Below are 22,929 nucleotides of genomic sequence, written 5' to 3'. Positions count from 1 at the left end.
TGTTAGTGGATTCCTCGATCAAACTCCATCCCACGGTCGTCACTCGCCGATTCTGCTGTCGCTCCACCTGGGTCATTCTCTGTTCGACGGTACGACGGCGTGCCGCCATCGTCTCCTCTATGCTCACCGCGGGCAGCCGCCTTTTGGGCGACGGCGTGGCCAGCGGCGGCTTTCGGCCCCCACCGAGCGGCGGTCGTCGCGACGCCGGCGCCACCGACGTAGGCTCCAGCGGCGACACCGCCGACAAGTGCTGCGCCTTTCGTTGCACCGCCGACGACTTTGGCCGTCAACGGGGTCGCGTATTTGAACGTCTTCCAGGTGATATAGAGAGCAACCAGCGGGAGGGACGCAGCAACGAGATATTTGAGGAACGCTGTTCCTGGTGTGAGCGTCCCACCGCCGTAGATTAGATCATAGCCCTTGAAGACCATCGCCGCCGGCAATGGCAGGACAGCCAAGGGCACAAATCGCTTGGCAAAGCCCAATGCGATATCAGACACAACAGGAATATTCCCATATCCGAGAGCGATTGCGATTGGCATTCCGTAGAGATACACGTAGAGGAGAATCTCACGGATGTAGAACAGCGCCTGCAATGCCCACATCGAAATCCCTCCGAGTAGGGCGAATAGAAGAGATAATCCTGGATTCGTTAGAGACACGGTGAGGAAGCCCAACATAGCGTTCCGAAGCGAAGCCATACTCGGCATCAGTGCGATTGAAAACCCGTCCACGATATAGAGAGCGAGTACACCGATCCAATACCAGACGATAATCAGGAAGGCACCCACCCACGCCGTTTTCTTCGTCTTCTTCGCCTCATAGGCACTTCCGATGTTGAATATCCGGATTGTATGCCGGCCTTGGACGCTCATTACGAGCAGCAGTAATGCGATGAGCATAATTTCGCCGCCGACGAGGGAATCTTGAATTGTGGTCCAGGGTGCGTTCGATGGTTCGCCAAAAACGAATGCGCCATCTGTTTGAGGTGTAGGAGTTCCGAATAATTCCTCGGTGAGCGTATTATAGCCGGTCGTCAGGTCATCCATAAAGAGGCCAATAATCCAGTCAACAACGCTCTTGAACCCCTCTAAGACGACATCAATGAGATCAACCATACATCAAGCCTCGCTAATTGTGACCTCGCAATTCTGCATCTCGTCAGAGCCAGTGTACTCCACGTCGTAGGATTTCGTGACTTGTTGGCCTGCAGTCCGAGTCTCCAATACGACAGTAAACTGACCGCTATTTCCATCAGTTGAACAACCCATACCGTCCTCCCCGATTTCCGAGCCAAACGGGAACGAGTTGCTGAAGATGTCTACTGTCTCACCTGCACCGACTACGACACGTTCCTTTTCGTATATCCCACTTCCACGGGGATCATCGACAGGATTGGGAACATCCCCGGTAAATCGGAGTTCAACTACTGCTTCCGGACCACTCCCGGTATTCTCCACGGTGACGAATGCTTCCCCATTCTTTTTCGAATCCGTTTGGCTTTCGTCATAGACTTCGTCCCATGGTTTATCCGGGTTATTCCGATAGAGCCCAACATCTCGTATCACCAATTCCGGCTGGATAGCGAGCGAGGTTTCTGCGACAGTCTCCTCACCCTTCAGTGCGAGTACGCGATACTCACCGGGTGCATACGCGGTGCCGATCTCGAGTGAGACCTGCTGAGCACCTGCGGCTACGTTACGCTTCCCGAATAACTCGCCGTTCGGTTGGATGAGGTTGACTTGGTTGACGTCGGCCTCTTCGGAGAGTTCGACGACGAGTGTTGTTCCCTCGACAGCGATACGGGTGAGTGGGCCGTTGCCATCTGGAGAGGTCGTTCCGTCACCAGGTGTTCCAGAGCCGCCATTGTCGTTCAGACAGCCAGCGACGCTTACGAGGGCGGCACCTGCGACTGTTCGGAGGGCGGCTCGCCGACTGATGTGTGGGTGGTTTCTAGTCATAGACTATGGGTTCCATTGGAAGATATCTTCTGGACCGAGCATTCGGAGGAGCCGCTTGCCTGCGTAGAACATCACAAGAAACGGGATGAGCTGCCAGCTGACCTCGAAAATGAACGCGAACCAACCGTCGATGGTGCCGAGCGGATGCCACCGAGCAGTTGCCGTCGCACTCACATACGCGGGGTCGTGCCCGAGCCACGAGCCTGGGTGGTACCGAGCCGTGTAGATCCCCGGCTCGTCGATCGTCACGATCGCTACCCCTGAAGCGTTGGTTTCGACGCGCTGATCTGCGATGGAGATGTAGCCGTTACGAGTGTTCCCGCCGATTGGATATTGTCGGTCGGGATCGCTGAGAATGATTGGTGCGCCGGTCTCGCTGTCCCGGAGTTCGATGCGGAGTGTGGCTTGGCTTTCGTTCTGCCGAAGGATCTCAACAGTCAGAGTACTGCGGCGGAGCTGTCGCTCAGAGCCAGGGTCAGGCGCCACAATCGAGGCGTTCACCCCACGGACGATCCCCGCTACCTGGAGCGCATCGCGGTCGACTGTCTCGGTGCGGACAGCGAGGCCATCCGTCGTCGTGTACAACTGGTTGACGATATCGGTGTTGATGTTCTCGCCGAGAGTTTCGTCCGGAGACGGTCGATCATTGCCCCAAGTGTCGATAATCTCTGGGCCATCGCGAACTGGTTCAGCCCGCGGCCCGATCCGCGAGGGATAGGCGTGAACGTACACCGGAATCGCATCCGACTGAACGGTCGCACTAGCAGTCCGATTCGACCGAACGAGCGTATCCCAGTTGGTGTTCCGAGCGGTGTAGAACCGCCAGACGCCACGGACCCGTGCCTCACCGTCCTCCGTGAGCGTGTACCCCTGCCACGGCCGCGACTGGAAGATGGCCACGCCGGCGTCACCGTTCGGATACTCGGCGTAGTAGGGGGACGCCGAGAGGTCGTAGATCTCGACGGCGATCGAATCGGAGACGTCCCGTGTTTCCGTCCGATAGGTAACGTCGATGTCCGTCCGGTCACCCAGGTCGGTCCTGACGGTTTTTTTCAGCCGGACGCGTATCTTCGCTTCCAGCGTGAGATTTGCACTCCAGTCGTCCTCAATCTGGTAGTCGAGGGCCGGCGTATGGGCTCCGTCACGCTCGGCGATGGTCTCGCTGTCCGTCTTTAAGCGGACGTCTTCGATTTCGTGCTCCGTGAGCGACCACGAGATCGTCGTGTTGCTGGAGGAGCTCCCGTTAGGAACGCGAACGCGGTAATCAACGAACCCGCGCAGCGTCCCATTCGGTGCGATGTATAGTGGGGTTTCACCGGACTCGAGGTGGCCACGAGTAGAGGGCTGGACCGCGAAGATCGTTGCGTGAGCATCCTCGATGAAGACGCCGTCCTCGAGGTCTGCGTGCGGTGGATGCACGGACGTATCCGGGCCGCCGGCGTCGAGGTCCTCGAAGTCGTTCCGCGTCCACGTCGCCGCTGTCGCGGGCGGCCGTTTGAACGTAATATCCGTCCCATTCGCGACCTGATGGATGGCAGAGCGATTCTCCCCGTACCGCTGGCGGTACTCCTCCTGGCTGATGTAGGTGTCCGAATCGCGGGACCACAGCGTTGTCGACTCGTTTTCCGTGAGTCCATTCCCCTCCGTGCCCGGTCGCGGTGGGTCAGCGGCGACGATACCCGTGACTAGACTGGTCAGGAGCAAACTGACCGTCAGTACGGGGAGGGTTTGCTGCTTCATTGAGCTTGCACCGAGACCTGTGGGAGGGTCACCAGGGGGCCAGGTTGACGCATTGTGCCAGTGGAAGGCTCATCGTAGAGCCAGCGACCGTATACAGGGGGCCTAAGACAACGAGGACGACCGCGGATTTCATCGCCGACCGCTTGTGCCGTTTGAGCCCCTTCTTCTGCTCCGGATTCAGCGTAAACATCTCGATGAGCGAATCCGCTTGCCACACGATGGCGAGGCCGACGATCCCCAGCGCGGTCGTTAGCTGGAAGAACCCTTCAATCATACTCGGGAGATTATCGGCACTACAGACGGCGTTACTCTGCGCAGCGGCCGGTTGGACGGCAACTAGGCACAGGATGATGACGGTGAACGCCGCCTGCCGGGGGATCGCACCGGTCAGTAGTGACCAGGTGTCGGTACTATGATCCGGGTTGGAGGGAGGCTGCTCACGTGACATACGGGTTACTCATCAGCACCGTTACCAGCCGGTCGTTGGGACTGTTGGTTCTCTACGAGTGACTGGAGATCGGCAAAGCGGTTGGTATTCTCAGCAATCTCGTCGAACGTGTATCCCTGCTCGCGGGCCCGTTCGAGAAGCGTCCGGAGTTCGTCGGGGTCGACACCGCGAACGGTCATCTCTTCGTGGAGGGCCCGGCGGTAGAGGGCGGAAGCGTTGATGTGGTCGTGCCACGTCAAGTACAGGTCGTCGACCTCTTCGATCGTGACCGATCTGGTGATCATAGTTGTGGGAATTCGAATGCACCCATCCTGTATTGGTGCACACCGGCTGCTATTCAGGGGAGGTTGAAAGTGGCAGTCGGTAGTTAATGCCGATTAAATCGAGATAATCCCAATTTATATCGAAATCTGGTGGGGAATACAGCAGCCAACGGGGAAAAAATGTATTCCATCCATTCCGTACTGCGCTGACTACGTTGAATGCTCCGGGACAGTTGGCACTACGGTAGTTGTGGATCGACAGCGTACGGGGTCAGGTTCGGTCGTTATCACGCGGTGGGCGGGATGAGAGTTGGTCGAACCGGTCTTGAACGGGTTGTTCGCGAGTTGCAGGTCGATCCGGTTCGTACGTGACCTGAGTGAGCACACCGCCAGTCACGTCGATCGTAAGGGGGGTGTCGGCGTGTCGGGCCGCGGCGGGCAGCGGGTTCGCCTTAATGATACTGTTACCGACTTCCGCGCCATCTTGCTCGAAGGACACGGTGGCAAGCTCGTCGGAGCTGGGTAAGTGTAACTGCGACATTAGCGCTTATGACATCAAAAACACTCCGGAACATCGAAGCACTAATATCGCGTGTGATCCGATCCTCCGGCCCGCTTCAGTTTCGGGACCGATGGTGGTCGTGTAACCAAACCTTCAGGACGGAGCCAGCCGTTACTCCGCGTGAGATGCCGATTGACGATGTAGAGAACGTCCTCGAAGAACTCGCGGGGCTCCCCGGTTTCCACCATCCGACCGTCTCGCCCGACGGGTCGACCGTCGCCGTCTATTACGACGGCTCCGGCTGCAACGAACTCCATCTTATCGACATCGCGACCGGCAATAGAGAGCGCGTCACCGACGGCGAGGTGCCGCGCAACGCCCGCTGGTATCTGAAATGGGGAACGAGCAACGAGGTGTTCTTCCATATGGACGAGGGTGGCAACGAACAGAACGACATTCACGTCGTCGACCGCGATGGGACCGTCGACCCCGTCGTCGAACAGGACGGGCAGAACGTCCTCCAAGCGGTGAGCGACGACGGCCGCGTCCTCTACTTCGGGTCCTCGCGTGACGGCCAAATGAACGTCTATCGCCACGATCGCGACACCGAAGAGACGACGAAACTCACCAACTACGAGCGTGCTGCTACGAGCGCGACGCTCTCACCCGACGAGGAGCGTGTCGCCTTCGCAACCAACGAGGCGGACGACTTCGAGAATCAAGACGTGTACGTGATGGATGCCGACGGGTCGAACCCCCGGAACTTGGAGATCGGCGAGACGGGTGCGGAGGCCTCACCCGTCGACTTCTCGCCCGACGGCTCGGCGCTGCTCGTCTCCGACAACTCCACCAACTTCGGTCGCGCCGGCGTCTACGACTTCGAGACGGGGGACGTGACGTGGTACGGATCCGATTCGGAGGAATCACCGGTCGCCTTCCTCGCCGACGGCGAGCGGTTTCTCGTCCACCGAACGCGCGACGCGGCGGTCGTCCCGGTCGTCTACAACCTGGACGGCAGCTCGCGCGAACTCGACCTCTCTGAAGGCTTCGCAACGTTCTCCGCGCGGGGGACGACACAGATCGACGACGACCGCCTGCTCGTCAGTCACACCACGCCAAGCACGCGGCCGGATCTGCTCGTGTACGAGCTGACCGACGACACGACGGACACGCTGCTAGCCGCGGACTATGGCCCGTTCTCGCCGGATGATTTCACCGACGCCGATTTCTTTACCTTCGAATCCAACGGCGTCCCCGAGACGCGACAGGCCGCCATCGAATATGCCCCCTACGACACACTAGAGATCGAGGGGTTGCTATACGACTCGGGCGAGCGGCCGTCGCCGCTCATCGTCAACCCACACGGTGGCCCGCGTGCGGCCGACTACCGCAGGTTTGATCTCTATACCCAGTTCCTGGTCTCGCGCGGCTTCTCCGTCCTGCAGGTCAATTATCGTGGGTCGACGGGCCGCGGCCGCGAGTTCGTCGAGGAACTTTACGACGACTGGGGTGGTGCCGAACAGGGCGACGTAGCCGTCGGTACGGAACACGCGCTCGCCGAGAACGACTTCCTTGATCCCGACCGGGTGGTCGTCTTCGGCGGCTCCTACGGTGGCTATTCGGCCTACTGGCAGACCGTCCAGTACCCGGACCTCTACGCCGCCGGCATCGCGTGGATCGGGCTGACTGACCTCGAACGAATGTACGAAACGACGATGCCACATTTCCGCACCGAATTGATGGAGAAGAACCTCGGAACACCCGAGGAGAATCCTGAACTGTATCGGGAACGCTCGCCTGTCGAGTACGCTGAGAACCTCGAGTGTCCGCTGTTGTTGGTCCACGGCGTCAACGACCGCCGCGTTCCGGTGGAGCAGGCGCGGCTCTATGACGATCGCCTCCAGGAGTTGGGCTACGAACGCGGTGACGCGGGCGACTACGAGTTCGTCGAACTCGGCGAGGAGGGCCACGCTTCCTCCGATATCGACCAGAAGATTCGCCTGTTCAGGATCCTTGATAATTTCCTTGAGCGACGCGTCGGGACGGCGGGGACAGCCACTGGGAACGGCTAACTAACGATTCTCGGCCGGAATCGGCATCCAACGTAATCGTATCTACGGCCACTCCGGATTAGATACGTCGACAACGGCCAAACCAACGCTTATCGGATCACCTGTCTCCACTATGCGGGATGTGAGCCGCCCTGTACATCGAGATAACTGCTGACGGGATCAACCGCTGTCAGGCCTCCGAGCAGCGGCAACCCTTCGACCAGTAGTGACCGTCGCACCACCCCACGACAGAGTAAACCTCACAGTTGAGCCCCTGAGTGACGGGTCCATCAGCGCCCGCTATCTCTGAACCTGCTGTATCTTGGATCGCTTCGATGCGTCCCGCCGGCTGCAAACCGTCGTGATGGGAACCCTGTAATTAGTTCTGTAAGTTGTTCGGAGCTGCTACGTCTTAACCAACAGACACCAATTATGCCGATCGGTTGTTGGTTAAATTTCCGACAACATATCGACTGCTGGGTTAGCTACTCGATTTCGATGACCTCACCGTCCCCGTCTTGGAGCCGTTCCCGGATTTCAGCCAACAATTCCTGGCCCTCGTCGTAGAACTCACGGCCGTCCTCGAGCGACTCCTCATCCGCATCGAACTGGTCGATGATCTCCTCGACGCGATCCATCCGCCGTTTGATATCGGGGTCCTTCGCCATCTCAGAGCACTCCCAACCAGAGGGCAGTAATGAGCAACAACAGCAGGAGGAGGACAGCAATCGCGGCCTTGTAGTAGATCGGCGGAAGGCCCTCGGAAGCCGTCGCTTCTTCAACCGCCTCGGCCAGTTCCTGTTCGTGTTCGTGCTCCTGCTCGAAGGTCTCGTAGGCGGCCTCCAACTGTTGCTCCAGCGGCTCAATCTCGCTGGCGAGGAAGTCAGTCCGCGACTTCGCGATGTACTCGCCGGCGGCGGTCGGCGTGATCGCGGCTATGTCCGCCACCCGATCCGCGATCAGTCGGTCGTCAGTATGGCCGATGGCAGTCACGACCGGCGTGTTCGCGGTGAAGATCGCTTCCGCGACCCGTTCGGTATTGAATGCTTGGAGGTTCGAATCGCTCCCGCCACCGCGGCCGACGATGATCGCATCGACGTCCTCTGACCGGTCCAGATGGTGAATCCCGTTCGCGATGGACTTCGGTGCCTCCGACCCCTGGACGGTCGCATCCTTCACTAGGATGTCGACGGTAGGGTCCTGCTCGTGGATCGCGCTCTGGATGTCGTAGCGAGCGTCGCCCCGGAGTGAGGTCACGACACCGACCCGTTCCGGAAACGCCGGCGGACGTTGTTTCTGCTCGTCGTCGAACCAGCCACGTTCTTCGAGTTCGCTTCGTAGCCGCTCGACGGCGGCCGCTTGGTCGCCGTCGCCGACGACGATCACCTCCCACGGCTTGAGGTCGATTTTCCCACCCTCAGTCCAGTAGTCGATATCGCCTTCGAGGATGACCTCAGTTCCGTCCTCAAGGTCGGCATCCACCTTCCGATAGCGGTTCGCCCAGATCATACAGGAAAGCTCGGCGTTGCCGTCAGTGAGGGTGAAATAGAGCGCCGTACTGTTCTGATGGAGATCCGTGACCTCGCCAATACAGCCGACACCGTCGAGGGCAGGCGCGTCCTCAATGACCGACGCAATCCGGTCGTTCAGTTGGGATACACTAAGGACCTCTCCAGTCTCAGGCTCGACCGCCTGCCGGTCAGTATTCGGTGCCTCAGCCATACACGTCTGGTAACCTTTGAACAAGAACCTCAAAAAGCTACGTCCGAGTGACGGGTCTGCTGTGATTCCTCGGTCTACAGGTCGCGAGGCTGGACCGTCTTTCGGTCGGTGGCCTCAGCCCGCTCTGCGGCGTCGTTGAGCAGTTCGGCGACCTCCTCATCGAGGGCATCGTAGAAATCTGCCGAGACGCTGTGCTCCGAGAGTGCGTCCTTCACGGCTACTTTGACGGTTAGGTCAGACATTTCGTCCACGATTTCTGATGATGAGTATATAAATTCTCCACAGATATCTGGGTAGTAGGAGCTTATATAGGGAGATTTCGTCCAGTATTCGTGGAGGTACTCAGAGGAACACGAAATCACCGAGAATGACCACCGCTGATAGAAGAATCATCAGTCTGTCCAACTGGACCCCAGCACGGAGCATATGTTCTCGGGGCATAGTTCCGGTCCCGAATGCAATGGCGCTCGGAGGCGTTGCAACTGGGACTACGAATCAAAAACTCGCAGTGACAGCGCCCGTCATTGCCAAGAAGACAGCTGCACCCTTGCCTGTCGTATTCAGAACGGTCGCGTACCGGGGACCAATGGTGATGGGGATCGACGCAAATGTCCCGACTGCAGCTGTATTCGAGCGAGTTCGCTAAGGAACACTATGATGCTAATCACCACAAGAACGAGACAGGGAAAGATACACCGGTAGGACTACGAAAGTGAGTTCTGCGAGCCACTGTGTCGCGTCAGTCGCTGCCAAGCCATCTGCGAGTGCAAGTCCACCCCCGAGGAGCACCAAGGTACCCCCATCGATTTGCAAGACGTCGTCCCACTTGAGCGCGTCTGTGGCTAGCAACGCCGGTACTGCTCGAGTTCCACGAACACGTAAAACAGTACATCCCTGTGTGTGGCACCAACAAAACTTCCGGCAATATAGAAAGGGTACTGTTCAAATAAGACTGATTCGGAGAAAGATACCTCGAAAGCCTCGACTCGCTTATTTGAACACTTCCATATAAAGGATTAATCATCCCGGCTCTTGCCTTCCGTCTTGAGAGGGTTGTACTGGTCCCCCTTCGAGAGGTACCTGCGGATAGTCCACTTCGTTCGCGGATTATCGACGAACTCGGAGTAGCGCTCGTGGGTCTCGCTCGATCCGACCGGGCTGTGCTCGCGAGCCATGTCGTATATAACGCGCTGTTGAGGGTTGAATACATCGAGGTTCTTCTGTCGGATCTGTGCCCGGCATCTATGACGACACATAGGACCTCGGTGATTCGCGCGTGGTTATTGCGGTCAGCCGTGCCGGCAACCGCGTTCCCGATGGGTTGACTATGGCTTCATCACCGCAAACTGAGCACACCGAACTGGTTTATGAGCCAGCGGCTTGACGACCGGAAGACTCGTACTCTCTTAGACATCCAGAAACCGATGATCTGGAACGTTAGATCGTCTCCACGGTGGACCAGGAGGGCTGTGTTGCCCTCGCTTGGCGCAGACCACTCGCGGACCTACTAAGATCACCTCTGATCGACCACGATGGCCAGCAGCCGCCCTTCGACGTCCCGGATGGTGTTGATGACACCGAGGGCGTCACCTATGACCGGATGGGTCCACTCGTGGGGCTGATACAGATACTCCTGTAAGGTCAGCCCACCCGCCATAGGAGCATCGACGTACTCCGCTTGACGGTCGGCAATGAGCGACTCACAAGTCTGTTCCGCCGTTTGGATCTGCTCGGTGGCCTCCTGAAGGCCGTCGAACGGGTGCTGGTTGATGTCCCGGCTTCGCACACGTTCGACTGAGGCCGCTACCTCCCGGATCCGGTCTTCGGCAGCCGAAAGCGACCGAAGTTCGGAGTCTATCTGCGACTCGAAGTCAGCCCGCTTGTGTGCAGCCGTGTCGCTCGCCTGAGCTAACGCCTGCTGGAGCGACGGATGGAGCACGTCGGTTGTATTGACTGCAGTCGCGAGATCCAGCCCCAGTTCGGCCGTAAGGTTCGTTTCCAGCGGCTCGTCGTACTCGGCCTCATAGTGGTCGACGCTCATTACCGTGTCCCGGTACAGATCCCGGACGGTGGCCGTCGAATCACCGGCCGGAACCGCGGGATCGTGGAGGAGAGGCCCCTGTACGGTCGCTCCGGCGTCGGCTGCATCCAACTCCCGTACCTCCGTGGCGAATCGCTCAAACGCAACCCGCTCAGAGGCGACGCGACGCTGTTCGCGCTCAGCGGTTTCGATTGCCTCCGGAATCCGGGTCAAATATCCAACGGCGGCAACGACCGGAACGCCGTTCCACCCCAGGGCCGAGAGGCTGACCAACAACGGGCCAGCCCAGATGAAAACCGCGGTAACGGCTACAGTTTTGGCTACGGACCACAGCGTCCCGGTCCGAAAGTTGTGCCATCGGAGTGAGGGATGAACCATCCGTACAGGCTTCGTATCACATTAATATAGCTCAGTAAGTACTAATAAATTCGGACGGGTATCGGCTGTACCCGTCGCTGTCGGTCAGTTTCGAGGTAAGGAGTCATACCCCCTTGAGAGTCATCCGTCTTGGGGACTGAGACTCGGAACAAGTTTCCAGCAACCTATTCTTATAAAAATCTGATGCAGGTAGGAGAACTAACCTCTACTTCTCCTGTTTCAATTCGGTCAAGCGCGCCTACATCGGGGTCAAATCTAAATGGCACGACATTATCGCTGTGCTGGTTGCAGATGAAAATCTGTTCGCCATCCGGGTGAATCGAGAAATTACGTGGCCACTCCCCACCGGTCGATCTGACGCCCGCCCGAGAGACATTCAGTGGTGATTCCCCCAATGCGAACCGCGTAATAGAGTTATGCCCTCTATTTGTGGCGAACACGTCCTTGCCGTCAGGGTGAACGTGAACGTCGGCAGCAATAGTCCCGGCAGGATCAGCGTCCTCTGGAAGCGTTGAGTGAGTGTCTCCTACGACTGGGGATCGAGGCTCGGAAAGGTCAAGAATTGTGAGGGCCGGACTAAGTTCGTTCAGAAGATAGCCAACGGGTTCGTCCGGATGGATCGCCAGGTGACGCGGCCCAACACCCGGACTACAGTCAATTGTTGCATTGCTGAGAGGGCGAAGCTGTTCCGCACTACGATCCAATTCGTAGACGACGACCTGGTCGGTGCCGAGATCAGGCACGTATATGAGCGAGTCTGTAACGAACCACGCTGAATGTGGGTGTGGGGCCGTCTGGCGGCCGTCGCGCGCGCCTGACCCCATATGTTCTTGTCTATCTAGTGGGCCATCAAATACGCCGTCGATACTTGTAGATAGTAGCGTCACGGAGCCACCAGCGTAGTGAGAGACGACAGCGTACTCTCCACACGGACTGACCGCGATGTGGCATGGTCCGGCGTCTCCCGTTTCTGTGACATCAATCCGGTCAAGAGAGCCGTCTTCCTCTTCGATGCGATAACTGACCGCCGACCCATTTTCCCGTTCGTTCACGGCGACGAAGAACTCCTGTGTGGGGTGGATATCGAGGAATGAAGGGTTTTCCTCCCACGCAATATCACACAGTGTGATCGACTTATCCTCAATGCGGTACGTTGAAATTCCATCGCCTCCTTCCCGCGTGTACGAGCCTACGACGGCGAACTCAGATCCGCCCATCGTACGCTACAGGTCCCGCCAACTCCGATTGGGCTCCCAATCGAGTAACTCATTTGCCTTCGAATTGTCTATAATTGCTTCTTGACCAGCGAGTGGTTCCCGCACATCGGTCTCAGGGTAGAACGTATCGACGACCTCTTGGGTCATTGCGTCGGCCGTAGTGTCGTCTGCGACTGCCCAGAATACCTCGTGGCCGTCGTAATCCGCCTCGACCGCCTTCAGGGCGATTGACGCCGCATCCTCAATCGTGAGATAGGAGAACAGCACCTCCCGACCCGTTGCCGGATGTACGCTATGAAGTGCGTCAAGTGACCGGTCGGGTTCAACAAAATACTCACGCATCTCCTCATCTGTGGTCACCCACGGGTATCGCAGTGAGGAGATGGTGAGGTTGGTCGATGGTCGTCGGCCGAAGCCGTCTGCGGTGATCTCCATCGCGTGTTTGGCGATCCCATAAGGGTCGCCGGGCATACGCGGATGGGCTTCGTCAAGTGGAATGTACCGAACATCCACCGGACGGTCTTGATGCTCGCTTCCTATGGCGTTGATACTGGAAGCCAGACAGACCGACTCTAACCCGAGCGCGTCGGCCGCCTCAAGGATGTGTGCGGCTGACATAACGTTGCTCTGGTAAACCCTGAAATCGGGGTCACGATAGGGGTTTGGAATCGTTGCCATATGGATAACGGCGTCTATGTCCGCCTTCGCGAGCGCACCGTACGTCTCGCCGGCGTCGAGGAGGTCCGTAGTCACGTACTTGTCGGAGATTTCCTCCCGTCTTTTCCCTCGCGAGACGTTCACCGTCTCGTAGCTGTGTTTCCTGAGATGGTCGAGTACTGCCGAACCGATTTTTCCATTGCCTCCTGTGACTGCTATCGTCTCGACTGTCATAGATTGTATCGTTCGTATTGGTGACCGTTGTTGATGCCACGATACTCTAACGCCTCTTGAGATGACCAATCGAGAATAGCCGATCCATATCGGTAACCCGTCCTCGTGTCGTCACAGTCCTGTTTGCCGACCCTTCGCGGAATGTGATCTGGACAGATCCACACACTGAAGCCGACTTCTTGATACGCATCGATAGCTGTCTTCATTTCGGTCACCCTCTCGTTGTGCCACCTATCGACGAATTTCCGCTCATAACCCTCGACAGAGCGGAAGTAGTGGATTCAATCCCCGAACTCACGGATTGTGTTAATGGTACTGCCAACCATCGCTGAATAGTTCCCCTGATAGAAGTCGACGCCGTAGTGCGTGCTGTCGTGGAAATTGAGGGCACATCGGTATTCCTCGTCAAATTGGACAATCTAGAGGACACTCCAGAATAGGGAGGTTTGGGGGTCATCGTCATAAAAAGCAAGGCGTACGCCATATTCCTCAGCAACGGCGAAAGGCTCATTGAGGAAGTAGTGCGGTCACAGAGGTCATCTTTTTCGATTCTGGCGGCTTAGTGGTCGGGGGCACGTTCCATCTGTTTGGTGTCGTAAGAGATGTGTTCGGAGTTGACGCTGTCCAGCGGCCGGTCGGGGATTCTGCTATTCCCTCGCTTCGGCACTGGCATAGAGCCCCTACCCAGACAGTCAGTGGGTGTAAAGTTATCAGGTTCATCAGACACCATCGAAGTCCGTATTGAACGCAAGTGTCCCAGCCGGGCCGTCTGCAGCCACCGTCTGGAGGGCGTCCGTTTCCGGAACGAACTCCTCCACCCACGTCCTGAGGTGTGTATGTAACTCATCTCGCACTTGGGGAGCGGACGCAACGCAGTTATCTTGTTCCCACGGGTCCTCGCTCATCTGGTACAGTTGCTCATCCGGGACGACACTACCCCACATTCCAGGATTCAGCGTCCGGATGTATTTCCAGTCGGCCGTTCGAACGGCTCGCTGTGCGGTGTAGAGGCCGTGATCAAAAACGATCGCATCACGCCAATTGTGATCAGAATCCTGAAAAAGGGGTACAAGCGATTCACCCTGCCATCGCTCAGGAATTGGCAGATCGGCGAGAGCAGCCAGCGTCGGTGGCATATCTACGTTTGTGACAAGGTGGTCACGGGTTCCTTGTTGGAAATTTATGTCGGCAGCTGGTTTGATGATTAGCGGCACGCGTTGTGTTCCATCGTGCGTACTCCAGTGTTCTCTATAAAGTCCGTGCTCACCGAACTCCTCGCCGTGATCCCCAGTAATTGTAATGGTAGTATCGGCGTATAGTCCGTGCCGTTCGAGACGATCAATCAAGCGCCCGATTTCGGCATCCGCATATGCGATCTCGGCATCGTAGCCGGCCACGAGGCGACGGAGATCCGATCTATCGTTGATCGACATATGCGAGGCAGATCGCCACGCATCCCACTCACGGTGGGTGTCAATCTGTTCCGCTGTGGGGTACGGGTGGGTAAGCTTATCAGCGAAATGATCAATCTCATTATCTGTCCGATTGTACGGTGCGTGTGGATCCCACATCTGCACGTACAGAAAGAAATCTTTCCCGGAATCAGCAAGTCGATTCACGACCTTGATGGCAGTGTCAACGACATTCTCCGCACGTGGCGTCTGAAATGACTCGTCAGGGCCAGTCGGTTCACGTGGCTGGTGGAACGTATCCCATAGATGATAAAACCAGGGTGCCGGATGACGTGGGAATGACGAGACTGCGACGGTGTAAATATCATTTTTAAAGAATAGCTCGGGAAGTCGCCACCACGGCCGGTCATCGGTATGATCACTCCACGAACCTGCCCATTGGATTGAGTGTGCAGGTGTATTGAGCGTCTGTGACAGCGGGCCGTGTGTTTCGACCCCGTTGTCTGCGCCATACCTTCCCGACATAAGTGCTGCCCGAGATGGCATACAAGGTGAGTTGGCTACGTAAGCGTTGTCGAATCGGACGCCATCCGTAGCGACGCGGTCTATTTCCGGTGTCGTGTTCTTCGAGTATCCGTACGTGCCAACGTGATCGGCACGAAGCGAGTCGATATCAATGTAAATTATTTTTGTCATTATTTTCGGTCTGGGTTCCAATTATTTATATCTTTCTTTTATCTAGGATAAAGATTATATATAGTGAGATATAGTATTTTACCGATGAGCTTGTACGATGAAGTACAAGCATTGTATAGTGATTTCGACGTTTCGAAGCTCAAGCAGTACCCGCTGGGTCAGGGGACGTGCAACTTGCTGGTAGATGGTATAACTGACCAGTCAGACATTCTTTTGAGAGAAGGGGATCTCGCTGATAAAATAAAATCCCGGTTTGACTGCGGGGATCTTTTTTTAAGACTCGGCTCAGCAGTTGAGGAGCGACATGCGATTGCAGGACTGGAATTAACCGAGCAATATAATAAGGAACTAACAAGTTTGATCCTCGATATCGACGAGACACTGCGCACAACAGTTGTCAGTGACAACCGAATCGGACAACAGACGGCACGGATTTTGCTCCGCTTCTGGTTGGAGAAGGTTCCGATCATCATCTCCACTGGGAAGGGATTGGGGTTTGTTAGGGGTATGATGACGCAGGCATTAGGTCAAACAGTTACCGAATCAGATCGCTTCGGAGTCGTATACGAGACTGGGGCAGGCGTGTATGCGCCTCAGCAGGAGGGCGACACGAAACAGAAGTTATTCACTCGATTATCCAATGACGTTCAGGACACTATTGAGGCAGTCCGCGAGAAAGTATGGTCGGGTATGCCTGATGAACTCCAGGCACAGTTGTATCTTGAAGAGAAGTCTTTCGCGGTGACACTTATGTCCGTCCACGAAACGCACAGCGAGTATGCGGTCGAAGCGATTGAGCAGGCACTTATTTACCTCCTACGAGGGGTGGGGAGAGCCGCTTGGAACAGTGGTTCCTGGAAGGCGATTGCGGCCTATTACGCGGATCAATCGAGTGAAATCGCGTCCGCCTTGGCCAGTCAGGAGGTGGCTTTCGATGCGGATCTGGCAGAGCTTCCGACATCAATCCGCTCTTTGCTTCATTCGATCGATGTAAATTACTATCCTGGCGATGCCGTCGAACTTACAAGTAACAGATTCGATAAGGCGACCGGAGTTCAAACAGCCCTGTCGACGGTCGGGATTGAACATCCGTTCAGTCTGGTGATGGGGGATAGTCGGACCGACCTACGAGTTATGGAAGCCGTTGCAGAGACACAAGCTGGTATTCCAGCGGCGCCGGCACACGCGAACGATGCGGTTCTCGATCACGTCAAAAGCTGTGACGGACTAGTTTTCGACCGCGGCGAGGCGGCATTCGCGCTCCGGACAGCGTACGCGTATCACCAGTTTCAGCAGGCCGAGGTCGTTTGAAAGACGTCGAGAGCCCGAGAAATCGGATATGGACCTACTCTCAAGAACGCAGATATGGCTTAAACACGGATCTCGGCGTCTTCATCGTCAATACGACTGTTAATCAATGCATCGCCGGTATCGGCATCAAACAGATGGATAGCCTCTTCGGGGATGTGCGCGATAACGCGTTCTCCTTGGTCGATATTTTTACGCCCATCGATCGTGGCCATAAATTCCAAGTCAGAATCGACGATTGTCATATAGATATTCGTCTCTTTTCCGATCGGCTCAACCACATCAACCACTGCGTCGATTCCGTCGCTGTCCGTTACAGCGCCTTGCTCCACATTTATTAGCTCAGGCCGTACTCCAAGTGTTAGTTTCTGCTTGGTCCCAGCCGCATCGAGAACCTTCTTTGAGACTGATAGGTCGAATCCGTGCCCAGCGAGGGAATCACCCCGTTTCTCAACCTCGAGGAAATTCATAGACGGTTCTCCAATAAACCCGGCGACAAATCGGTTTGCTGGCTTGTGGTAGCACTCAAGTGGCGTGCCGATCTGCTGGAGTTGTCCATCGTTCATAATCGCGATCCGATCGGCCATAGTCATAGCCTCCGTCTGATCGTGCGTGACATAAATAGTGGTCACACCCAGTTCCGAGTGAAGCTTCTGTAACTCAATTCGCATCTGAGCCCGGAGCTTGGCGTCAAGGTTCGCAAGCGGTTCGTCAAGCAGGAACGCTTCCGGTTCTCGAACGATCGCACGACCCAGTGCAACCCGCTGTTGCTGTCCTCCGGAGAGTTCGGTTGGTTGTCTATCAAGTAGCTCTGGGATATCGAGCATCTCCGCAGTTTCAGTGACTCGGCGGTCTATCTCCGTTTTCTCACAGTCTGTCGAATGGCGCAGGCCAAACGCCATATTCTCGCGGACAGTCATATGCGGATAGAGCGCATACGACTGAAACACCATCGCCACCGGCCTCTGTTGTGGGGGCTCCTCGGTCAGTTCGTCATCACCCAGCAAGATACTACCGCTGTCCGGTGACTCCAAGCCGGCAATGCTCCGGAGCGTCGTTGATTTCCCACAGCCCGATGGGCCAACGACGATGAGAAACTCACCGTCTTGGATATCGAGGGAAAGGTTCTCTACAGCAGTAATTGTTTTTTCACCGTCTCCAAACGTTTTTACCAGGTTGTTGATCTTAAGTCGTGTCATTCTTTGGTTTAGTCTGCTTGTCCGTATCCCGCAACACCTTTCGCAAACTGATCCCCGAAGAGAATGTATACTAAGAGTGTTGGAAGTGCTGTGATGAACGCTCCAGCCATCATAGTATTGTATGTCGGAACGTAGCCGACCTTAGCGAGCTCGTTCAGTGCGAGAGTAGCCGGGCGAGCAGCCTTGTTAGTGCCGACGATGATGAGGACGAACAACAACCCATTCCAGATTGACGTGAACTGGTAAATAAACGCGACGACGAACATAGGCTTCGAGAGAGGTAACACGATCTCGCGGTAGATGCTCAAAAGTCCTGCACCACCGAGGCGTGCAGCCTCAATCATATCATCTGAGAGCGCCTGGTAGTATCCCCTGAAGAACAAGGTCGTGATCGGGATACCGTAAGCGGTGTGAGTCAGTGTGAGTTCGACTATGTAGGAGTAATGTGGGTACACAAACGGAAGTTGCCAAAGGTTCACGATCCCATTCGGGCCAAACATTGTCTGAAGTTCAAGGAAGCCCCAGAATCGTGAAAGGGGGATGAGCACCGACTGATATGGGATGAATATGCCTATAGCGAACACGAGGAAGACGGCCGTTTGGCCACGCCACTCGGTGTTGGTCAGGCCGTGAGCTGCGATGCTTCCGATGAGCGCCGACAGAATTGTCGCGGGAATACTATAAAGCGCGCTGTTGATCAACGCGGGCGAAAGGGTCTCCCACGCTGTGATCCACGGCTGAAAGGTCAGAAAGTTTTCTGATGGGGGAAGCAGCGGTTGAGTCGTGAGATAGCCTTGCTCCGTCTTAAGTGAGGTAACAATACCAGTTTCAAGCGGGAGCAGGTAGATACCGATGAGTGCGATCAGCATAAGATAGAGTGCCAAGCGCCTCGGCGACGCTTCCAGGTCGTCTGACTGCCCAGCTCGCAAGCGATTCATCGTTTTCGCTAAGTCGAACGGAATTGATGATTTGGACATATATTTTTAAATTTCTCCACGGCGGTACTGGAGCCAAAAGTACGGTGCGATGACACCTAATGCCATAACAAACAGGATCATCGCAATCGCCGCACCGTATGACCAGCGGGCGGCACCGTATGCTTGTCTGTACATCATCGTCGAGAGAATATCCATAGAAGGACCTGGTGTCGGTCCGAACAGCGCATACAGGAAGTCAAATGCCTTTAACGTGAAGACCATCAAGACCACTGCTGCGCTCATCGTGGACGGGCCGAGTTGTGGGATGATCACCTCACGATAGGTTGAGAACTTGCTCGCCCCGTCAACCTTGGCCGCTTCATAATGTGCCGTGGGGATTTGCCGGAGCCCAGCCAAGTACACAACCATAGCGTAACCGCTGAACTGCCAAGTGAGTGCGATAACAATAGCGACGAATTTGAACTGCGGGCTGAACCACTCAACTGCGAATGCTCCAAGCCCGATTGCCTGGAGAACGGTATTAATTACGCCGGTTTGTGAGTTGTACATCCAGAGCCAGAACTTTGCTGTGACTACGAATGAAAGGCTGAATGGAAGAAGATAGATCGTCCGAAATAGGTTCTCAAACCGGATCTGCTGATCGATGAGGATAGCAAGACCGAGTCCAACTAATAGGCACAGCGTCGTGAATACTATCATAAATAAAAAAGTGTTCTTCAGTGCATTCCAAAAGACTGGATCCGACACCGCTCTCGCGTACATCTCGACATCGAACGTAGCGGGATTGTATGACGGCAAGGTGAGCCCTTGAAAATCAGTCAGAGAGACAACAAAATTCCAGCCGATCGCGCCGTACACGGCGAGCGCCATTATCAATCCTGCTGGCAGCCAGAACGGCAACGACCGAAGGAACTGGCTTTGCCGTATCCGAGCGGCTAGCGCGTCTGTAGCGGGGATCTGCGCCAGGCTCTGTTCTATACGTGATCGTGTACTCATATACTTAATTACAGGATATCATTTTATTTGGCAGCTAATACAGGGTACAGTACGGATTTATCCACTTAAAATATCCATCACCCGGTCTGAAACAGAACCGGCGTCCCAATTAGCGGCGAAGTCAGACATTATTTTTTTCATATCACTAGCCGCTCCGGGCACGAGAGCGAGCCCGTGAGCCATTGCTCGCGGTTGTGCATCGGAATTACGGAATGACTTAATTTCGTCGGCCTGATAGCTGCTGAACGGATCAAGTGAGACATCCGTTCGCGGCGGAATGGATCCTTTAATTGGGTTGAAACGCTCTTGCGCGTCGGTACTCCCAACGTACCGGAGGAACTTTTTGGAGGCTTCTGGTGATCGGTTGGGTGCGGGATAGGGGAAACTATCCATCACAACCGAGTACGACCCCTCCGTTCCGGGGAAGGCCACGAAATCCCAATCCTCTTTATAATTAAAGTCATCAAGTGAGAGGAATATGCCCGCGGCCCAGTCCCCGTGCTGGAAGAAAGCAGCCTCTCCGCTGACTACTTTGCGGGCGGCAGCGGGCCATTCGATACTGCCGGCGTCGTCAGTGAAGTACTGGCTGTAGTCCGCAGTAAGTTGTAGTGCTTCTTGAATGGCATCCTGGTAATTACCTGCATTCCCGCCCACAATGTCTTCATACCCGTCTGGTCCTGCAGTCGCAATCAGGAGTGTCTCCCAAAGTTGTAGTACCGTCCAACCGGCTTTCGTTGAGTTGGACATACCAGCCGCGTCCGTATCGGACTCAACTTTATCCATTGCCTCTTTCAGTGCGGTAGGACTATTGATAGAAGTGGGGTCCACACCGGCTTGCTCAACGACATCAATGTTATAAAACATCGGATTAAGTCGGTGGATATTGAGCGGGACTGTTACGTATGTCCCCTGGACTTGAGCCGCTCTCTGTGGCCCCGATTTATACTTATCCTTTAATCCCGCCTCGTCCCATACATCCGCTTCGATATCGCCGAGAAGATCCGCCTCAACGAATTCGGTAAGTGCCTTGCCAGGCCAATTCTGCCACGTACTCGGTGGATCATCATTCAGCATCCGATCACGGATAATTGTCCCAAGACCGTCGTTGTTTGCCGGGACACTATTCTCAAGGACCGAGATATCTGGGTGTTCTTGTGCAAACCCCTCAAGGAGCGCAGCCATCGCTCGTCCATCTTTTCCGCGGTTCCAGCGGTGGACAATTTCGATCTCGCCAGCACTACCACCCGAGGTTCCCTCAGTTGAAGTCCCACTATCTGTGTTCTCACCCGAAGAATCCTGTCCTGAACATCCAGCAAATCCTCCTGCCGCCGCTAAACCAGCCCCCGTCTTGAGGATTCTTCGGCGTGTGAGACGGCTATCAGTCACGTTTCTTTGTGACATATTTGATTCATCCAGGTCTGTAGATATATAAATCTTGATAGAAATATCATATTTATTAGTATAGACTGAGATCATTTGGAGAGTTTCAATTGTTGTCGGTATGAGCATCCAGTGGATGTGTGTAGAGATTACATAACGGGTTCAGCAATCAAGTAACGGTTAGTAGATATACTCCCGGATACCCGATTGCGCAAGCAGGGCGGAAGCATTAAATTCTGGATGGCCTACCCGGGCTTTCTTGATCGTGCCTCGTCGTCGCAGTCACTATGATCCGTGGTGATCAATCGAAAAGCGACTCGGTCAAGCCACTGCTCGGCCAGGTCGCCACTCTGCCGTTCGACGTCGCTGGATTTCTCGCCGACCCTGGATTCTGTTATGACACATTGGTTGAGCGACTAAATACCAGGCACCAGTCGATCATCCAATCATCCGCCACGGGAGCAGATGGCCGAGAGACTCGGCTTGACAGTGCCCTATAGGACGGCTGTAGGCCAAGTGAACAGGGACTGAGCTTTCCGCTTGCTGTCTGGGGGTCCCATCAATAAGGAAACCGCGGGGAATGTCTCTTTACCCCTCTCGCGTGCGCGCAAAGCAACATACTGGTACGCTAGAGGTCGTCGAAGCTCTGTCGAAGAGGCTCAATCATCGAGACAACCTTTCACCCGACGAGCGAATATATACGACTGATCCAGCAGTTCGGTTGTTACTTATCTTGGTGAGCGTTTTATTACGGAATTCGTGGGGTGAATCCGAGCTCTGATTAAAACCAGTTGCTTCATCAACAATCGCTTACCCGAAGGCGTACAACAGTTAAAAAGCATCAGCCTGCTCAAGGAGACCACGGATATAACCTATCGCAAAGAGTCGACCTTTAGTATGGTAGCCAGGATTTGAGTTATTCTCGCCCGCCATTGTTGGAACGTGATCCGGTCTCATCGGTCCCTCAAAGCCGATATCCTGGTAAGCACGCATCGCTGCGAGCATATCTGTTGGGCCGTCGTCATGCCAAGTTTCGACGAAGTGGTCTGCATCTCCATCGACGTCTCTGAAGTGGACGAACTTGATTCGGTCCCCGAAGTGTTGAATTTGTTTGGGAATATCCACACCCATTGCGGCAAAGTTTCCCTGGCAAAATGTCATACCGTTATTTTCGCTCGGAAACTGCTCAAACAACCGGTTGTACGCCTCCGGGCTGTTTATTATTCGTGGCATACCTCCCAGACTCTCACGCGGAGGATCATCTGGATGTAAGGCGAGCGTCACCCCAGCATCTTCGGCTACCGGGAGCACTTTGTCAAGGAAGTATTCCAAGTTCTCCCACAGTTGCTCTCGCGTTATCGTTGTGTCCCTGTCGTCCGGCATCTTACGATCATCATACATTGTTACCAGTGAGCCGCCACGGGATTCTTGATGGGCGCTGGTTCGGGCCCACCGGGTACCTGCCACCCAGTCGTAACAGACGATCGGGATGCCGAGATCCCCTACGTCACGCAAAAACTGTTTGAATTTGGCTATTTCCTTGTCCCGGCCGTCACGTCCCAATCTAGTTGTATCCGTTAATGGAATACCACCTTCGATGACCGAAATCGACAGCCCAGCACTCTCAAACCAATTTTTCATCCCTAACAGTTCGCTGTACTCCCAGAACCGTGACCCGTCGCCGATTTCCAGCGTATGAACGACCGCATACTGGACACCGATCTGTTTGGCGAGCTGCCACCGGTTATCAGGCTTTGGCGGAAGTGTAAGTGAGAGTTTAACCATC

19 protein-coding genes are annotated in these 22,929 nt (G+C 55.5%); 2 read left to right on the top strand and 17 right to left on the bottom strand.

The window, feature by feature from the left end; genetic code table 11:
* Nucleotides 1-2 precede the first annotated feature (2 nt).
* The 5 genes from H5V44_RS16115 to H5V44_RS16095 are packed head-to-tail and all read right to left on the bottom strand — an operon-like array spanning nucleotide 3 to nucleotide 4,433.
* Nucleotides 3-1,118 (bottom strand): hypothetical protein, encoded by a 1,116-nt coding sequence (locus tag H5V44_RS16115; protein WP_185194162.1) that lies wholly within the window; start codon nucleotides 1,116-1,118, stop codon nucleotides 3-5.
* Nucleotides 1,119-1,121: 3 nt separating this feature from the next.
* A complete protein-coding gene (locus H5V44_RS16110; RefSeq protein ID WP_185194161.1) occupies nucleotides 1,122-1,961 on the bottom strand; it encodes a hypothetical protein in 840 nt (279 codons plus the stop codon).
* A 3-nt stretch (nucleotides 1,962-1,964) separates the two neighbouring features.
* Entirely contained in the window at nucleotides 1,965-3,701 is a 1,737-nt protein-coding gene (locus H5V44_RS16105; RefSeq protein ID WP_185194160.1) for a hypothetical protein, read from the bottom strand.
* 28 nt (nucleotides 3,702-3,729) lie between these two features.
* A complete protein-coding gene (locus tag H5V44_RS16100) occupies nucleotides 3,730-4,149 on the bottom strand; it encodes a hypothetical protein (RefSeq protein WP_185194159.1) in 420 nt (139 codons plus the stop codon).
* 5 nt (nucleotides 4,150-4,154) lie between these two features.
* A complete protein-coding gene (locus H5V44_RS16095) occupies nucleotides 4,155-4,433 on the bottom strand; it encodes a hypothetical protein (RefSeq protein WP_185194158.1) in 279 nt (92 codons plus the stop codon).
* Between the two features lie 666 nt (nucleotides 4,434-5,099).
* On the opposite strand from H5V44_RS16095, the gene H5V44_RS16090 reads away from it, so the two are divergent.
* Nucleotides 5,100-6,986, top strand: coding sequence for a prolyl oligopeptidase family serine peptidase (locus H5V44_RS16090; RefSeq protein WP_185194157.1), 1,887 nt, complete (start codon nucleotides 5,100-5,102; stop codon nucleotides 6,984-6,986).
* Between the two features lie 464 nt (nucleotides 6,987-7,450).
* On the opposite strand, the gene H5V44_RS16085 is transcribed toward H5V44_RS16090, so the two are convergent.
* The 7 genes from H5V44_RS16085 to H5V44_RS16050 form a co-directional block, all read right to left on the bottom strand.
* Nucleotides 7,451-7,633, bottom strand: a complete 183-nt coding sequence (locus H5V44_RS16085) for an exodeoxyribonuclease VII small subunit (protein ID WP_185194156.1) — start codon at nucleotides 7,631-7,633, stop codon at nucleotides 7,451-7,453.
* Between the two features lies 1 nt (nucleotide 7,634).
* A complete protein-coding gene (gene xseA, locus H5V44_RS16080) occupies nucleotides 7,635-8,687 on the bottom strand; it encodes an exodeoxyribonuclease VII large subunit (protein ID WP_185194155.1) in 1,053 nt (350 codons plus the stop codon).
* Between the two features lie 74 nt (nucleotides 8,688-8,761).
* Nucleotides 8,762-8,929: a DUF1931 domain-containing protein gene (locus tag H5V44_RS16075; RefSeq protein WP_185194154.1), complete on the bottom strand. Its 168-nt coding sequence runs from the start codon at nucleotides 8,927-8,929 to the stop codon at nucleotides 8,762-8,764.
* Between the two features lie 1,271 nt (nucleotides 8,930-10,200).
* Nucleotides 10,201-11,106, bottom strand: a complete 906-nt coding sequence (locus H5V44_RS16065; RefSeq protein WP_449271820.1) for a DUF7260 family protein — start codon at nucleotides 11,104-11,106, stop codon at nucleotides 10,201-10,203.
* 170 nt (nucleotides 11,107-11,276) lie between these two features.
* Nucleotides 11,277-12,323 carry a lactonase family protein gene (locus H5V44_RS16060; protein ID WP_185194152.1) on the bottom strand — a complete coding sequence of 349 codons (1,047 nt, stop codon included), beginning with the start codon at nucleotides 12,321-12,323 and terminating at the stop codon, nucleotides 11,277-11,279.
* A 6-nt stretch (nucleotides 12,324-12,329) separates the two neighbouring features.
* The gene (locus H5V44_RS16055; protein ID WP_185194151.1) at nucleotides 12,330-13,214 is read right to left on the bottom strand and encodes an NAD-dependent epimerase/dehydratase family protein; all 885 of its coding nucleotides are present in this window, start codon (nucleotides 13,212-13,214) and stop codon (nucleotides 12,330-12,332) included.
* Nucleotides 13,215-13,933: 719 nt separating this feature from the next.
* Nucleotides 13,934-15,322 (bottom strand): sulfatase family protein, encoded by a 1,389-nt coding sequence (locus H5V44_RS16050; RefSeq protein ID WP_185194150.1) that lies wholly within the window; start codon nucleotides 15,320-15,322, stop codon nucleotides 13,934-13,936.
* 84 nt (nucleotides 15,323-15,406) lie between these two features.
* Here H5V44_RS16050 and H5V44_RS16045 point away from each other — a divergent pair, with 84 nt between their 5' ends.
* Nucleotides 15,407-16,633 (top strand): HAD hydrolase family protein, encoded by a 1,227-nt coding sequence (locus H5V44_RS16045; protein WP_185194149.1) that lies wholly within the window; start codon nucleotides 15,407-15,409, stop codon nucleotides 16,631-16,633.
* Nucleotides 16,634-16,692: 59 nt separating this feature from the next.
* On the opposite strand, the gene H5V44_RS16040 is transcribed toward H5V44_RS16045, so the two are convergent.
* From H5V44_RS16040 to H5V44_RS16020, 5 genes are all read right to left on the bottom strand, one after another.
* Nucleotides 16,693-17,829 carry an ABC transporter ATP-binding protein gene (locus H5V44_RS16040; protein WP_185194148.1) on the bottom strand — a complete coding sequence of 379 codons (1,137 nt, stop codon included), beginning with the start codon at nucleotides 17,827-17,829 and terminating at the stop codon, nucleotides 16,693-16,695.
* A gap of 8 nt (nucleotides 17,830-17,837) precedes the next feature.
* Nucleotides 17,838-18,698 (bottom strand): carbohydrate ABC transporter permease, encoded by an 861-nt coding sequence (locus H5V44_RS16035; RefSeq protein ID WP_246404065.1) that lies wholly within the window; start codon nucleotides 18,696-18,698, stop codon nucleotides 17,838-17,840.
* Between the two features lie 114 nt (nucleotides 18,699-18,812).
* Entirely contained in the window at nucleotides 18,813-19,763 is a 951-nt protein-coding gene (locus H5V44_RS16030) for a carbohydrate ABC transporter permease (protein WP_185194147.1), read from the bottom strand.
* Between the two features lie 57 nt (nucleotides 19,764-19,820).
* The gene (locus tag H5V44_RS16025) at nucleotides 19,821-21,239 is read right to left on the bottom strand and encodes an ABC transporter substrate-binding protein (protein ID WP_185194146.1); all 1,419 of its coding nucleotides are present in this window, start codon (nucleotides 21,237-21,239) and stop codon (nucleotides 19,821-19,823) included.
* 735 nt (nucleotides 21,240-21,974) lie between these two features.
* Complete coding sequence (locus tag H5V44_RS16020) at nucleotides 21,975-22,928, bottom strand: mannonate dehydratase (protein WP_185194145.1); 954 nt, start codon at nucleotides 22,926-22,928, stop codon at nucleotides 21,975-21,977.
* Nucleotide 22,929: the final 1 nt, after the last annotated feature.

Origin of the sequence: Halobellus ruber, assembly GCF_014212355.1 — an archaeon.
GTDB lineage: Archaea > Halobacteriota > Halobacteria > Halobacteriales > Haloferacaceae > Haloquadratum > Haloquadratum rubrum.
This window is presented reverse-complemented; position numbering and strand designations above follow the sequence as displayed.